11 protein-coding genes are annotated in these 13,759 nt (G+C 72.9%); 5 read left to right on the forward strand and 6 right to left on the reverse strand.

Annotated elements, in window-relative coordinates; genetic code table 11:
• Positions 1-93: 93 nt before the first annotated feature.
• Both ACFY04_RS22285 and zapE read right to left on the reverse strand, forming a co-directional pair.
• Positions 94-522 carry an OsmC family protein gene (locus ACFY04_RS22285; RefSeq protein ID WP_389119005.1) on the reverse strand — a complete coding sequence of 143 codons (429 nt, stop codon included), beginning with the start codon at positions 520-522 and terminating at the stop codon, positions 94-96.
• Between the two features lie 63 nt (positions 523-585).
• Positions 586-1,641 (reverse strand): cell division protein ZapE, encoded by a 1,056-nt coding sequence (zapE, locus tag ACFY04_RS22290; RefSeq protein ID WP_389119103.1) that lies wholly within the window; start codon positions 1,639-1,641, stop codon positions 586-588.
• Between the two features lie 84 nt (positions 1,642-1,725).
• Here zapE and ACFY04_RS22295 point away from each other — a divergent pair, with 84 nt between their 5' ends.
• The 4 genes from ACFY04_RS22295 to msrB all read left to right on the forward strand — a co-directional run bounded on the left by ACFY04_RS22295 (position 1,726) and on the right by msrB (position 5,020).
• Positions 1,726-2,508 (forward strand): pyrimidine reductase family protein, encoded by a 783-nt coding sequence (locus ACFY04_RS22295; RefSeq protein ID WP_389119007.1) that lies wholly within the window; start codon positions 1,726-1,728, stop codon positions 2,506-2,508.
• Positions 2,509-2,656: 148 nt separating this feature from the next.
• The gene (locus tag ACFY04_RS22300; protein ID WP_389119009.1) at positions 2,657-3,124 is read left to right on the forward strand and encodes an indole-3-glycerol phosphate synthase; all 468 of its coding nucleotides are present in this window, start codon (positions 2,657-2,659) and stop codon (positions 3,122-3,124) included.
• 61 nt (positions 3,125-3,185) lie between these two features.
• Positions 3,186-4,583 carry a UDP-N-acetylmuramate--L-alanine ligase gene (gene murC, locus ACFY04_RS22305; protein WP_389119010.1) on the forward strand — a complete coding sequence of 466 codons (1,398 nt, stop codon included), beginning with the start codon at positions 3,186-3,188 and terminating at the stop codon, positions 4,581-4,583.
• 23 nt (positions 4,584-4,606) lie between these two features.
• Positions 4,607-5,020, forward strand: a complete 414-nt coding sequence (gene msrB, locus ACFY04_RS22310) for a peptide-methionine (R)-S-oxide reductase MsrB (protein ID WP_389119011.1) — start codon at positions 4,607-4,609, stop codon at positions 5,018-5,020.
• Between the two features lie 49 nt (positions 5,021-5,069).
• Here msrB and ACFY04_RS22315 read toward each other — a convergent pair whose 3' ends face one another.
• From ACFY04_RS22315 to ACFY04_RS22330, 4 genes are all read right to left on the reverse strand, one after another.
• Positions 5,070-6,359, reverse strand: coding sequence for an MFS transporter (locus ACFY04_RS22315; RefSeq protein WP_389119012.1), 1,290 nt, complete (start codon positions 6,357-6,359; stop codon positions 5,070-5,072).
• Between the two features lie 3 nt (positions 6,360-6,362).
• A complete protein-coding gene (locus ACFY04_RS22320) occupies positions 6,363-6,899 on the reverse strand; it encodes a DUF5825 family protein (RefSeq protein WP_389119014.1) in 537 nt (178 codons plus the stop codon).
• On the reverse strand, positions 6,896-8,779 hold the full coding sequence (locus tag ACFY04_RS22325) for a RiPP maturation radical SAM C-methyltransferase (RefSeq protein WP_389119015.1): 1,884 nt from the start codon (positions 8,777-8,779) through the stop codon (positions 6,896-6,898). Before ACFY04_RS22325 ends, ACFY04_RS22320 begins: the two co-directional genes overlap by 4 nt.
• Positions 8,780-8,894: 115 nt before the next feature.
• Entirely contained in the window at positions 8,895-9,017 is a 123-nt protein-coding gene (locus ACFY04_RS22330) for a hypothetical protein (protein ID WP_258309265.1), read from the reverse strand.
• A 251-nt stretch (positions 9,018-9,268) separates the two neighbouring features.
• On the opposite strand from ACFY04_RS22330, the gene ACFY04_RS22335 reads away from it, so the two are divergent.
• Positions 9,269-13,759, forward strand: coding sequence for an Hsp70 family protein (locus ACFY04_RS22335; protein ID WP_389119017.1), 4,491 nt, complete (start codon positions 9,269-9,271; stop codon positions 13,757-13,759).

The raw sequence follows: 13,759 nt of genomic DNA on the forward strand, positions 1-13,759 counted from the left end.
CGCCCGGCCCCCGCCCGCGCCGCGGCGCTGGCGGGGGGGGGGGCGCGCGGCGGCCCCCCCCCCCCCCCCCCGCCGGGGCGGAAGCGGGAGCGATCAGACGAGCTTGGCGCTCAGGGTGATCGTGGTGCCCGTCAGCGCCTGGCTGACCGGGCAGTTCGCCTTGGCGTCCTCGGCCGCGGCGGTGAACGCGTCGGCGTCCAGTCCCGGTACCTCGCCCTCGGTGGTGAGGTGGATGCCGGTGATGCCCTTGCCGGGCACGAAGGTGACGGCCGCCGAAGTGGTCAGCTTGGCCGGGGGGTTGCCCGCCTTCGCGAGGACGTTCGAGAAGGCCATGTTGAAGCAGCTGGAGTGCGCGGCGGCGATGAGCTCCTCCGGGCTGGTCCGCCCGTTCGCCGCCTCGTCGGTGCGCGCGGGCCAGGAGACCGGGTAGCTGCCGAGGCCGGACGAGTCGAGGGAGACGACGCCCTTGCCCTCGAACAGGTCGCCTTCCCAGACGGCGTGTGCGTTGCGTGTGGCGGCCATGGTGGATCCCTTCGTAGAAGTGGGAAACGGCCGGGCTCCCGAAGGTTCCCGGCGTCCCCAAACCTACTGGGAGACCAGGGGCTTCGCGTCGCGCGCCAGCGCGGTGAGCCGCGATATGGCGCGGAAGTACTTCTTCCGATAGCCGCCGTTCAGCATGTCCTCACTGAACAGCCGGTCGAAGGGGACCCCGGAGGCCAGCACCGGGATCTCGCGGTCGTACAGCCGGTCGGCCAGTACCACCAGCCGCAGCGCCGTCGACTGGTCCGGCACCGGGCCGACGTCGGTCAGGCAGACCGCCGTGAGGCCGTCGGTCAGCGCGCCGTACCGGCTGGGGTGCACCCGCGCCAGGTGTTCGAGCAGGCCGGGGAAGTCGTCCAGGCTCGCGCCCTCGGTCGCGTACGCGGCCTTGGTGACCTGTTCGTCCGAGAACGGCGCCGGGGCCTCCGGGAGACCGCGGTGGCGGTAGTCCTGGCCGTCGATCCGCAGCGGCCGGAAGTGCGCCGACAGCCCCTGGATCTCGCGCAGGAAGTCGGCGGCGGCGAAGCGGCCCTCGCCGAGCTTGCCGGGGAGCGTGTTGGAGGTGGCGGCCAGCGCCACACCCTGCTCGACGAGGCGGCGGAGCAGCGAGGACACCAGCACGGTGTCGCCCGGGTCGTCCAGCTCGAACTCGTCGATGCACAGCAGCCGGTGTCCGCCGAGGGTCTGCACGGTCTGCTGGAAGCCGAGCGCGCCGACCAGGTTGGTCAGCTCCACGAAGGTGCCGAAGGCCTTGAGCGCGGGCTCGGCCGGGGTGGCGTGCCACAGGGAGGCCAGCAGGTGGGTCTTGCCGACGCCGTAGCCGCCGTCGAGGTAGACCCCGCGCGGGGCGGCGGGGGCGGCCGGCTTCTTCGAGAACCAGCGCTTCCTGCCCGCGCCGCTGGCGTGCGCGCCGCCCAGACCGGCGGCGAAGCCGCTCAGCACGGTGACGGCCTCGGACTGGCTGGGCTGGGTCGGGTCCGGGTTGTACGTGTCGAAGCGCACCGAGTCGAACCGCGGCGGCGGCACCATCTCGGCCACCAGCCGTTCGGCGGGCACCCGCGGCTCGCGCGCGCAGAGGGCCTGGGGCCCCGCGTCGGCTATGGGGGGCCGGCCGGAGGTGTAACCGGAGGTGGAGAGAGATGTTGACACAGCTCTTAACTCTACGGGGCGTGGCACACTGCACCGATGCGACGCCTGTTCCCTGTGACCGATCAGACATCAGCCTCGCCCCAGGACCGGGCCGACCGGGAGTGGTCGCTCGACGAGCTGGCGGAGGCCTACGCGTACCCCGCGCTGAAGGCGGACGGCCACTGGCTCCGGGCCAACATGGTCTCCACCCTGGACGGGGGCGCCCAGCACGAGGGCCGCTCGCAGCCCATCTCCGGCGAGACGGACATGCGGATCTTCGGCACCCTGCGGGCGCTGGCCGATGTGGTGGTCGTCGGCGCGGAAACGGTTCGCCAGGAGGGCTACCGCCCGGCCCGCGCGCGGGAGGCCTTCGCCGCCCGCCGCGCCGCCTCCGGACAGGGCCCGGCCCCCGCCATCGCGGTGGTCACCGCCAGCATGGACCTGGACTTCTCGCTGCCCCTGTTCACCTCCCCGCTGGTGCCGACCCTGGTGGTCACCGGGGCCGCCGCGCCCGCAGCCCGGGTGGCCGACGCGGCCCGGGCCGGGGCCGAGGTCGTGGTGGCCGGTGACGGCGCGGGCGTGGACGCGGCCCGGGCGGTACGGGAACTCGCCGCGCGGGGGCTGCGCCGCCAGCTCACCGAGGGCGGCCCCCGGCTCCTGGGCCAGTTCGTGGCCGCCGACGCCCTGGACGAGCTGTGCCTGACGATCTCCCCGATGCTCGTGGCGGGAGGCGCCCAGCGAATCGCCGGCGGCCCCTCCGTCACGGTTCCGCACCGGCTCGCGCCCGCCTGCGTACTGGAAGAGGCCGGGTTCCTCTTCACGAGCTACCGTCGGATCTGACAAGGCGCGGAATTTGTCGTTCCGCTTTGCTTCCGCTGGGCACATAACTGGGCAGGTATGTCTGCGCAGGGCCCCGTGCGACGGCGGGGCAGGATGGTTTCCGCAGGGGCCGGCCGGCCGGCCTCGGCCCATGAAGGAGAGGGCGTCCGTGTTCACGAGCGTATTGATGATCGAGCAGCCGCTGACCGCGGTGGACGTGGACTTCGTCACCAACCTGCACGGGGACGACGCGGTCTCCTTCATCGTGCTCATGCAACCCCGGGGCGACCAGGACCGACTGCTGCGCGCCATCGACGACGTAGCGCTCGGTGAGCTCCCCGAGGCCATCCGTGAGGGCGACGAACCCGAGGGCGAGGCCGCCCTCGGCCCCGCCGCGCACGCCCTCGCGCACTCCCTGAACGCGCTGCGCGCCAAGGGCGCCAAGGCCGTCGGGCAGATCATCGAGGACCACCCGCTCGACAAACTGAAGTCCGTCGTCGAGGAGCACGAGGCAGACGAGGTGATCGTCCTGACCGCCCCGCACTTCGTGGAGGAGTTCTTCCACCGGGACTGGGCCTCGCGCGCCCGCCACAAGGTCGGCGTTCCCGTGCTCAAGCTCTTCGCCCACAACGAATAGGCTTGGGGCCAGTCAGAGCCTCACGCGCACCCGCAAGAAACACGACCCTGGAGCGACCTGAATGAAGCCCGGCCTGCCGACCGCCATGGAACGGCCCCACTTCATCGGCATCGGCGGCGCCGGCATGTCCGGCATCGCGAAGATCCTGGCCCAGCGCGGAGCGCAGGTGGCCGGCAGCGACAGCCGCGGTGACTCCGAGACCGCCGAGGCGCTGCGCGCCCACGGCGCCACGGTCCACGGCGGACACGCGGCCGGGAACCTCACCGCCGACTCCACCTGCGTGGTCGTCTCCAGCGCGATCCGCGCCGACAACCCCGAGCTGGCCCGCGCCGCCGAGCTCGGCATCCCCGTCGTGCACCGCTCCGACGCGCTGGCCGCCCTGATGGACGGGCTGCGGCCGATCGCCGTCGCCGGCACGCACGGCAAGACCACCACCACGTCGATGCTGGCGGTGTCCCTCTCGGCCCTGGGCCTGGACCCCTCGTACGCCATCGGCGGCGACCTGGACGCCCCCGGCTCCAACGCCCACCACGGCGAGGGCGACATCTTCGTCGCCGAGGCGGACGAGAGCGACCGCACCTTCCACAAGTACACCCCGCAGGTCGCGATCATCCTCAACGCGGAGCTCGACCACCACGCGAACTACGCCTCCATCGACGAGATCTACGAGTCCTTCGAGACCTTCGTCGGCAAGGTCGTGCCCGGCGGCACCCTCGTCGTCGCCCACGGCCAGGAGGGCGCCGCCGAGATCGCCCGCCGGGTCGCCGGCCAGGAGGGCCTCACCGTCGTCACGTACGGCGAGGAGGAGGGTGCCGACGTCCGGATCACCAAGATCACCCCGCGCGGCCTGACCAGCGAGGTCACCGTGATCCTGGACGGCCGGATGCTCACCTTCACCGTCTCGGTCCCCGGCCGCCACTACGCGCACAACGCCGTCGCGGCCCTCGCCGCGGGCGTGGCGCTCGGCATTCCGGCGCACAACCTGGCCAGCGCGCTCGGCAAGTACACGGGCGTCAAGCGCCGCCTCCAGCTCAAGGGCGAGGCCGCGGGCGTCCAGGTGATCGACTCCTACGCGCACCACCCCACCGAGATGACCGCCGACCTGGAGGCCATCCGCGGAGCCGCCGGTGACTCCCGGATCCTGGTCGTCTTCCAGCCGCACCTCTTCTCCCGCACCCAGGAGCTCGGCAAGGAGATGGGCCGGTCCCTGGCCCTCGCCGACGCCTCCCTGGTCCTGGACATCTACCCGGCTCGTGAGGACCCGATCCCCGGCGTCACCAGCGAGCTGATCATCGCGGCCGCGCGGGCGGCGGGTGCCGACGTCACCGCCGAGCACGACAAGGCGGCCGTCGCCGACGCCGTCGCGGGAATGGCCAAGCCCGGTGATCTCGTTCTCACCATGGGCGCGGGAGACGTCACGGACCTCGGTCCGGCCATCCTCGCCCGGCTGTCGAGCTGAAGGTACGAGGGAGCGGGAGAGTCATGTCCTACGAGGTCGAGAAGACGGACGAGCAGTGGCAGGCGGAGCTGACCCCGTCGGAGTACCAGGTACTGCGCCTGGCGGGCACCGAGCCGGCCTTCCGCGGTGAATACACGGACACCAGGACGGAGGGCGTCTACTCCTGCCGCGGCTGCGGGGCCGAGCTGTTCCGCTCGTCGGAGAAGTTCGAGTCGCACTGCGGCTGGCCGTCCTTCTTCGACCCGAAGGACACCGACGCGGTCGAACTGATCGCGGACACCTCGCACGGGATGGTCCGCACGGAGGTCCGCTGCGCGAAGTGCGGCTCCCACCTGGGCCACGTCTTCGAAGGGGAGGGCTACCCCACCCCCACGGACCAGCGTTATTGCATCAACTCGATCTCGCTGCGGCTGACTCCGGGCGGCCAGGGGAGCTGAACCCCTCCGGTTCCCTTCGGGTCCAGGTCCCGTAGGGAACCGGCCTCGGTCACGGGGCGGGCGGCAGTACGGCAGTGCCGGTGCGCTGCGGCAGCCAGAAGCAGGACGCGGCCAGGAGTGCCGCCGTCGCAGCGCCGGTCAGCACCGGGACGTTCCCCAGCCAGGCCGCCAGCGCGCCTGCGGACAGGGCCCCGACCGGGACGGTGGTTAGGAGTGCCGCCTGGGCGAAGCCGGCGACGCGGCCCTGGAGGTGGTGCGGGGCGATCAGTTGCTGGGTGGTCGTCATGGAGATCGCCCACACGGTCGCCGCGATGCCGAAGACCAGTTGGTAGGTGAGCAGCGCGGGGAAGGCGAACCCCAGCGACGCCGCCGGGACCAGGAAGATCGCGAGGGCTGCCACCACCGCGCAGATCCGTGTCGCCCGGTACAGCTCGACGGACGTCGCGAACCGGCCCGCGAGTAGAACCCCGGCTACGGTGGCCACACTGAACGCGGCGTACACGGTCCCCAACTGCCATGCAGAGAGGGCGAGTTCGCGACTCGCGTACACCACGAAGAGGGCGTCCGCAGCCCCGCTGCCGAGGTTGAACCCGGCGCCCGCGAGCACCTGCCGGCGCAGCACCGGTTCCGCCCGGACCACCGCCAGCCCCTCGCGGAGCGCGGCGAGCCGGGGGCCCTGGCGTCCGGTGGGCTCGGCAGGTCTGTTCAGCGAAGCGGGCAGGGCGAACAGCAGCGCGGCCTCGACCGCATAGGCGGCGCTGCCGGCCAGCAGGGCGGAGGACGCCCCGACGAGACCGACGAGGACGCCGCCCAGGGCGGGGCCGCCGATCATGCCCGTCGTACGGGCGCCGGTCAGGGCCGAGTTGCCGGTCAGGAGCTGCTCGGGCCTGACCACTCGGGGCAGCGCCGCCTGCAGCGCCACCGAGAGGGTCCAGGTCAGCGTGCCCGACAGGGCGGCCACCACGTACAGGTGCGGCAGACCGAGGCTCCCGAGTGCCCCGGCGAGCGGCACCGAAGCGACGACCACCACCTGGAGCGAGGTGAGCGTGACGGCCAGGCTGCGCAGCCGGGCCCGGTCGGCGAGCACACCGGCGAGGGGGCTGAGCACGGCGCCGGGGAGATAGGTCAGGGCCAGCAGCGCCGACGCCCCGAACGGGCCCGCGTCCAGTCGGGTCACGGCCAGCATCGCCAGTGCCAGCGCGGTGATCTGCCGTCCGACGGAGCTGGCCGCCTGTTCGCCGCAGAGCAGCAGGAACGGCCGGTGCCGCCGCAGCGCACCCAGGGGCGTGCCGCCGCCGTCGGCGGCCGTGGACGGGGGTCGGGTCGGCGACGAGGTCACCGGTCAGACGCTCGTGCAGGGGACGGGCCAGCGGCGCAGGCGCGGCGGCAGTGCCACCACCCACCCCTGCGTGACCAGGACGAGACGTTCGTCCGCCAGCAGGGACACGGCCTCGCGCCGTGCCGCGTCGAGCTCGTCGAGGGCCGTGGGTTCCTGCACGGTGAGGAAGGCGCCGAGCAGCGAAGGCTGGTCGATGGTGAACCGGGCCGAGGCCGAGGGATCCCTGCGGTCCATGACCGTCACGAAATCCGGCCCGCGGCGGTGGTAGAGCAGGCCGTACGCGTACCGGGACCGCCACACGGCCGCCTCGTCGGACCTGCCGGACCTGCCGGACCCGTCCGGGGAGGCGGGCCGGGGAGCCGGTGGCGGGAGGTGGTGCAGCAGCTCGGTGTCGAAGGGCAGGGCGTCGCTGTCCGGGACCCAGCGCACCGTGAGCGCCCGACTCTGGCAGTCGCGCAGGAAGCGCACGGCGTCCGCCGCGCCGCGTCCGCCCGTGCCCAGCGGCAGCGGCTCGTCCACCACCACCTGCGCGCTGGTCATATGGCCGCCACCTCGGTGCCGGCCCCGGCACCGTCCGTGACGGCGACCGTGCGGACCGGAGCGTTCCGCAGAGGCAGCGACACGTACGACCGTCCGTCGAAGAACAGCAGTCCCAGGGACATGCCCTCGCCGAGCCACTCCGTGAGCCGTTCCGGGGTGACCGGATGCCCCTCCTCGGTGAGGAGCCGGTGCAGGGCGGACCCGGAGCGGCCGTGTTCCAGGTGCCGGAACGCGGCGGCCTCCCAGCCGCTGAGCCGATGCGTCCGGGCCGGCCATCCGCACCGCCGGTCGTGTACCAGCAGGTCGCCGTCCGCGCCGGATTCCATCAGCAGCGTCGAACCGGCGTGCCCGGCCCGCCAGTCCCCGACGGCCCGTATGAGCCGCTCCTCCGCCCTGCCGCCGATCCCGCGCGGCGGGGTGTCGAAGAGGTACACGAGATCGGCCAGTTCCTCCTCGGGGAGGTCGTACACATGGCCGTACATCTCGGCAGGGGTCCGCTCGGCGAAGCCGAGGGCGGGATCGGCGAAGTGCGGGCTGAACCGCTCCAGCTGGATGCGGAACGCGCCGCCCGGCGGCTGCAGGTGGACGAGTGCGGGGATCTGGTCGACGACCGGGTCGTAGTCGTCCGCGGTCTCGCCCGGGAACCCGTACAGGTAGTTCCACGTGCACGTGAGCGACCGGTCGGCGCATTCCCGGAGCGTGCGGACGTTGCGGGAGCCGGTGACGCCCTTGTCCATGAGACCGAGGACGCGGTTGTTGAGGCTCTCGATCCCAGGTTGGATGTGCACCGCTCCCGAGCGGGCCAGGAGCGCCAGCTGGTCCGCGTTGAGGTTGGACTTGACCTCGTAGTGCATCAGAAGGTCCCAGCCGCTGTCGGCGGCGAGCGGCAGGAAGTCCGTGAAGTACGCCATGTCGATGATGTTGTCGACCGTGACGATGTCGAGGATCCGGTGCCGCCGGACGAGCCGGTCGACTTCGGCCCACAACTGCTCACCGGGCTTGGCGCGGAACGCCATCGCCGAGCCGTTGAGACCGCAGAACGTGCAATGGTGCTTCTCGCCCCACCAGCAGCCGCGTGCGCCCTCCACGACCAGTTTCGGACGGACGTACTCGGCCACCGGGGAGGCGTCGAGCTCCGCCTGCCAGATGTCGTAGTCGGGCGAGGCGATGTCACGCGGCGCCACCGTACGCCGGGTCTCCTCGTTCGCCCGCGAGGTCCCGCCGTCCCACCAGCACAGGCCCGGTACGTCGACGGGCGGGGTCCCGGCGTCCAGGTGGGCCAGCAGGGCGGGGAACGCGTACTCCCCCTCCCCGCGCACCACATAGTCGACGAAGGGATGGTTGCGGTGCAGGGCGTGGCCCATCGGCCCGTCGCAGTTGCTGCCGCCGAAGACCACGGTGAGGCCGGGACGGCGGCGCTTGAGCTCGGCGGCGAGCGCGAGCGAGGACACGTTCTGCATGAACGTGCTGGTGAACCCGACGACGTCCGGGTCCTCGTCGAGGATCTCCGAGGCGCTGCGGGAGATGAAATCCGCCGCGTGGACCCGCATGGCATGCGCCTTGTCCACCGGGATCCCGCGCCGCTCCGCGTACGCGCCGAGCCGTGCGACGCCCCAGTCGGGGTCCGCGTAGAGCACACCCGAGAAGACCCAGTCGCCAAGCCCGTCGAAGATCGAGTCGCTGCCCACCTCGGCGTGGTCGGCCGGGCGAAGCAGTCCGTCCGTCCGCTCCAGCAGGAATTCCGCCCAGCGCAGCGAACCGTGGAACTCGTGGATCTCGTCGAAGGGCCGGGTGCTGGTCAGGAGGGAGTGCAGCAGGCCGATCTGGAGCGAGGGCAGGTCGACCGGCTGCCAGGGCATGGTCACCAGATGGACGCGCATGCGGTCCTCCCCGCCCGGCCGTTCTCCGTCCGCCGGGCCGGCCGATCGGCAGCCCGGCACGGGGCCTCGGCGCCCGGTGTCCTCAGTGCCGCGCCGGGCGCCGACTCCCGCGCGGTCAGGACGACGGTCGCTTGTCGATGGTGAGCCGGTCGCGCTTCCTGGCCTCGTCGCGGACGGCCACCTTCTTGATCTCCGGCTTGGTCCGGGTGTCGTCCTCTGGTGCCCTGTCGCTTTCCATGGTGCCTCCCGTTCCTCAAGTCCGCCGACCCTAAAGGCCGTTACCCGTGGTACGCAAGGGATGATTTCGGCCGACGGGGCAGTGTGCCCTCCTCCGGGGCGGCGTCGGTTCCGCCGAGCCGCCGGGCCGGATTCGAACCTGTGTCCACCCGGAGATCGCGAGCAGTCCCGCAGTCCCATCTCCCTTTGTCCCCAGGGTCGTTAGCATGTGAGATCAGGGCCCGGCCTTGTGATGCAGGGGGATGAGGACAGGTGTGGCTCAACAGGTCTTCGGACGGCAGACCCCGCAGCCTGCGCAAGGCGCTGAAGCTGGTGGAGCAGACCTTCCGGCCCGCACTGCTGACCGGAAGAGACCTGGACCAGGCCGCCGAGGCCTTCGGCCGGGCGCTCGTGGAGGCGCTCGACCACGACCCGGCGCTGGCGGCCGACCTGCTGGAGCGGCCGGGGCGTCGCCTGCCCGCCGAGGGGTACGCGGCGGCCCTGGGGCCGGCCCGGAAGGCGGCACTGCACGAAGCCGTCGGGCACGGCGACCGTACCGTCCTCACCGTGATCGCCGAGGCGGCGGGCCGCGCCGGAGACCTCGCGCTGGAGCGTGAGGCCGGGGGCCGGCTGGCGGTGCTGGCGGGTGAGCGGGACAGCGCCGACAGCCTCGTCTCCTTGCTGCGGCGCCGCCAGGACGCAGGTCTCCTCGACATCGGCACGGCGACGCAAGCCTTACGGGCGTACACCGGGAGGGCCGCGCTCGCCCACGACGCCGCGCTGTGGAGCACCTTCTTCGACCACCTCGCCGACCCCCTGGTGCCGGACCTGTACCCGGTGAAGCTCTTCCTCGGCCGCGGCGGCGATGCCGTGCGGCTCGCGGACAACCCCGTACGCAAGCGCGAGGCGCTGGACTGCTGTGCGGCCTCGCAGCGGATCGACGACGTCCTGGCCGCACTGGAACTGGCCCGGGCCGAAGGCTTGTCCGAGCGGGTCCGGGACTTCCACGAGCGGGCCGGTGAACTCCTCCTCGCCGCGGTCCGGCCCGCCGAGGCGCTGGCGCACTGCGAGCAGGCCGGCCGGCGCGATCTGGTGAGCCGCTGCCACGAGCGGCTCGGCGATCACCGGGCCGCGCTCGCGACCTGTCCCGCGGAGGAGCCCGACCGGCTGGCCTCCCTGGCCGCCGCCTGCCGCCCGGACATCGACGACCTGGTGCAACGGGGCGACCGGACCGCCGCCCTCGGGCTCGTCTCGGACATCCTCGGCCAACTGGAACGGGCCGCGGGGCCGACGGAGCTGATCGCCGGCCGGAAGGCCGAGCTGGAGGGTTTGCGCGCGGCCGTCGTCGCGGTCGAGCGGCGCCGGCTGGACGATCTGCTGCGGCAGGCACCCGCCGCGGACCGCCCGGCCGTGCACCTGGAGTGGAGCCGGTTCGAGGAGGCGGCCGGCGAGCCCGCGCACGCGGCGGGGCATGCCGAGGACGCCGGTGATCTCTACCGTGCGCACACCCTCTTCCGGAAGGCCGAGCGGTTCGGCGACGCCGACCGTGTCCTCAAGAGCGAGGACTCGGCCGAGGGCCGGGCGGCTCGCGCCGCGGCCCGCGAGGCCGGCGGCGACCTGCTCGGCGCGGCCCGCCTGCACGAGCAGGACGGCCGGTACGAGGAGGCTGTCGCCCTCTACGGCCGGGCGGACGACGCCTCGGCGGCGGCCCGCTGTCTGATCCGCTGGAAGGGCGAGGAGGCGATCGAGGACCCGCGGCTGGCCCCGTTCCTGCGCCGGACGGGCGACTTCGCCGAGCTCGTCGAGCGCTGCCTGGACGCCATGGAGCGCAGGGGACGCGACTCGGCGGCCCCGGGGCTGCTGAGGTCGCTGGTCGAACAGGACGACGCGGCCGTCCCCGAGCTGCAGCGGGAACGGGTGAGCCAGGCCCTGGACGCGATCGGTGCCGTCGGCCGCAAGGCGTTCGAGGAGCGGGCCGCCGAGTGGGCGCAGCGGGCCCGCGCCGAGACGGACGCCCGCTTCGCCACCGTCTGGGGTCTCGACCTCGGGACCCACTCGTGCGTCGCCGCCCTCTACGACGCGCGCAGCGGGCAGCCCGTGATCTGTCCGGACGGAGTGAACTCCCAGTTCGCCTCCACCTTGACGGTGACGAAGGGGGGCGAGGAACTCGTCGGACTGACCGGCGACCAGATCCTCGCCTCCTGGGTGGTCGGCCACATCAGCGCGTCCAAGCGCCGGATGGGCGACGGCATGTCCTACACCATCCTCGACCGTTCCTACCGGCCGGAGGAGGTCGCCGCCCGCCTGATCGCGCACGCCCGGACGCTGGTGGAGAAACACCTCGCCGGGCAGGTACGGGAACGGCTCGGTGAGCTGGCCCGCGAAGCGCTCGGGCAGGTTCGCGAGGACTGGCTGGACTGGGCGGCCGAGCACCACGACCTCACACTGAAACGGGAGGAGGCGATCCTCACCATCCCCGCGTACTTCCTCAACAACGCCAAGCACGCCACCCGCAGCGCGTGCGAGATCGCCGGGGTGAAGGCCCGGCGCCTGATCCACGAGCCGACCGCGGCCTGCCTGGCGGCCGCCGCCCAGCGGCGGCTGAGCGGCGAGGTCACCGTCGTGGACCTCGGCGCGGGCACCCTCGACGTGAGTGCCATGGAGGTCCAGGGCAACCGCTACCAGGTCCGGAACATCCTCGGCGACAACGAGTACGGCGGGTACGACTTCGACCGCATCGTGGCCGACGAGCTCGCGCGGCGGCTCCGCGCCCGCGGACTCGAGGTCCCGGCGACCGGCCGGGCGCGCCGACGGCTCGAACTGGCCGCCGAGCACCTCAAGATCGCCCTCTCCTCCCAGCGCGAGGCCGAATACACCCTCAACGCCTACCTCGGGCAGCCGGAAGTGCGCCTGGAGCTGACCCGCGACGAACTCGCCGCCCTGCTCGCCGACTCGCTGCGCACCCTGCGCGACGTCTGCGAGCGGATGATGGACGAGCGCGGCCTCCCGCCCGACCACCTCGTCCTGGTCGGTGGCCCGATGCTCTCGCCGCTGATCAGCGGGACCGTGGAAGAGGTCTTCGAGGCCGACCGCACCGTCCTGTCTGATGCCCGGACGGCCGTGGCCTGCGGTGCCGCACTGGAAGGGGCGGTGCTCTCCGGCCACCTGGAGGACATCCAACTGGAGGACGTGACCCCGTTCGACCTCGGGATCGCGGTCGCCGAGGCCGACGGCACCAGGGGCTTCTCCGTCCTCATCGAGCGGAACACGCCCATTCCGACCCAGGAGTCGAAGATCTACACCACGACCCAGGACCTTCAGGCGCAGGTGGACGTCGAGGTCTACATCGGCGGGATCGATCCCCGTTCGCTGGTGGGGGTCCTGCGGCTGACGGGCATCCCTCCGGTCGCGCGCGGAGTACCGCAGATCGAAGTGACCTTCGGCTTCGACAGGAGCTGCGTCCTGACGGTCACGGCGCGCGACACGGTGACCGGGAACGGCAGCTCGGCCGAGTTCACCGAGACGACCCTGCTCGCACCGGGCCAGATCGAGACGATGTCGCGGCGGCACACCGTCCAGCGAGAACTGGAGGAACTCAGGCGCGCCCTGCGCCGGCTGGTCGAGGAGGCGGCCGAGCTCGGCGACTGCGAGCCGCTCTGCCACGAGTTCCGCGAGCGCCTGAGCGCCCACCGGCCGTCCCGCCGGGCCCTGGACCCGGCCACGCAGGGCATGCTCGCCGAGATGTACGGCCCGCAGTCGGCCGAGCTGGAGGGCGAACTCCTCTCCCTGCGCGCCCCGTTGCGGGACCTGCTGGCCACCGCGCGGGACCACCTCTCCCAGCCGGTCCTGGCGGAACGGGCAGCCGCGGGACAGCACCTCGCCCACCAGCTCGGGGTGCACCTCGGCGCCATGCGGCAGGGCATGGCCCGGCTGACGCGCTGGAACGGCGTGCTCGCGGCCCTCGCCGCCGTGGACAGCGACCCGCTGACGCGCTTCCGCGCCCTGCACGACGCCGGTGACCACGGCCGGGCGCTCCACGCGCTGGAGGAACTGGCCGAGCCGCTCACCGACCCCGAAGACCTCCGGCGGCGGCTGCACTGCCTCGCCGGCGCCGGGGACGCAGAGGGCTACCGGCGGACGCTGCTGGCCGACGCGGCCCGGCTGCGCGCGGTCGTGCTCGACCCCGGGGAGCCCGGGGTGTTCGTGGCATCGGCCAGGTCCGCCCTGGTCCGGGTGGTGGACGGCAGCGGCCGGGAGGGCAGCGGTTTCCTGATCTCGGACCGCCACGTCCTGACCAGCCGACGGTGGTCGGCGCAGGACCCCGAGGCGATGACGGTGCGGCTGGCCGAAGGGGAGCGGGCCGTGCGCCGGGTCTTCCGCGCCGACTCCTCCGCCATCGACACGGCCGTGCTGCTCCTGGCCGAGCCGGTGCAGGCGGCGCCGCTGCGCCTGGGCTTCCCCCGGCTCGTGCACATCGGCGACCTCGTCTGGGCCCCCGCCCCGGACGACGCTCTGCTGCCCGGCATCGTCGAGAAGTTCGAGGTCTTCCCGGAGCAGCGCCTCCAGTTGTTCAAGACCGATCTGGGACTGCCCCCCGAAGCGGCCGGCGGCCCCCTGCTCAACGAGCTCGGCGAGGTGATCGGCACGCTGGTCCTGCGCGCGGAGTCGGAGCCCGCCTTCGCCGTCACGACCGACGCGCTGGCCGCCCTGCTCGCGAGCGCCGGATTCGGTCTGACGGGCGCGGCCGGCGGAGACGGAAGGTGA

Source organism: Streptomyces sp. NPDC001549, from assembly GCF_042894025.1.
Lineage (GTDB): Bacteria > Actinomycetota > Actinomycetes > Streptomycetales > Streptomycetaceae > Streptomyces > Streptomyces kutzneri.

Bases quoted from the DNA above. Each gene is read 5' to 3' on its own strand.
- ACFY04_RS22295 (WP_389119007.1), top strand. From the start codon at position 1,726: ATGCGACGCCTGTTCCCTGTGACCGATCAGACATCAGCCTCGCCCCAG.
- murC (WP_389119010.1), top strand. From the start codon at position 3,186: ATGAAGCCCGGCCTGCCGACCGCCATGGAACGGCCCCACTTCATCGGC.
- msrB (WP_389119011.1), top strand. From the start codon at position 4,607: ATGTCCTACGAGGTCGAGAAGACGGACGAGCAGTGGCAGGCGGAGCTG.
- ACFY04_RS22320 (WP_389119014.1), bottom strand. From the start codon at position 6,899: ATGACCAGCGCGCAGGTGGTGGTGGACGAGCCGCTGCCGCTGGGCACG.
- ACFY04_RS22325 (WP_389119015.1), bottom strand. From the start codon at position 8,779: ATGCGCGTCCATCTGGTGACCATGCCCTGGCAGCCGGTCGACCTGCCC.
- ACFY04_RS22330 (WP_258309265.1), bottom strand. From the start codon at position 9,017: ATGGAAAGCGACAGGGCACCAGAGGACGACACCCGGACCAAGCCGGAG.
- ACFY04_RS22285 (WP_389119005.1), bottom strand. From the start codon at position 522: ATGGCCGCCACACGCAACGCACACGCCGTCTGGGAAGGCGACCTGTTC.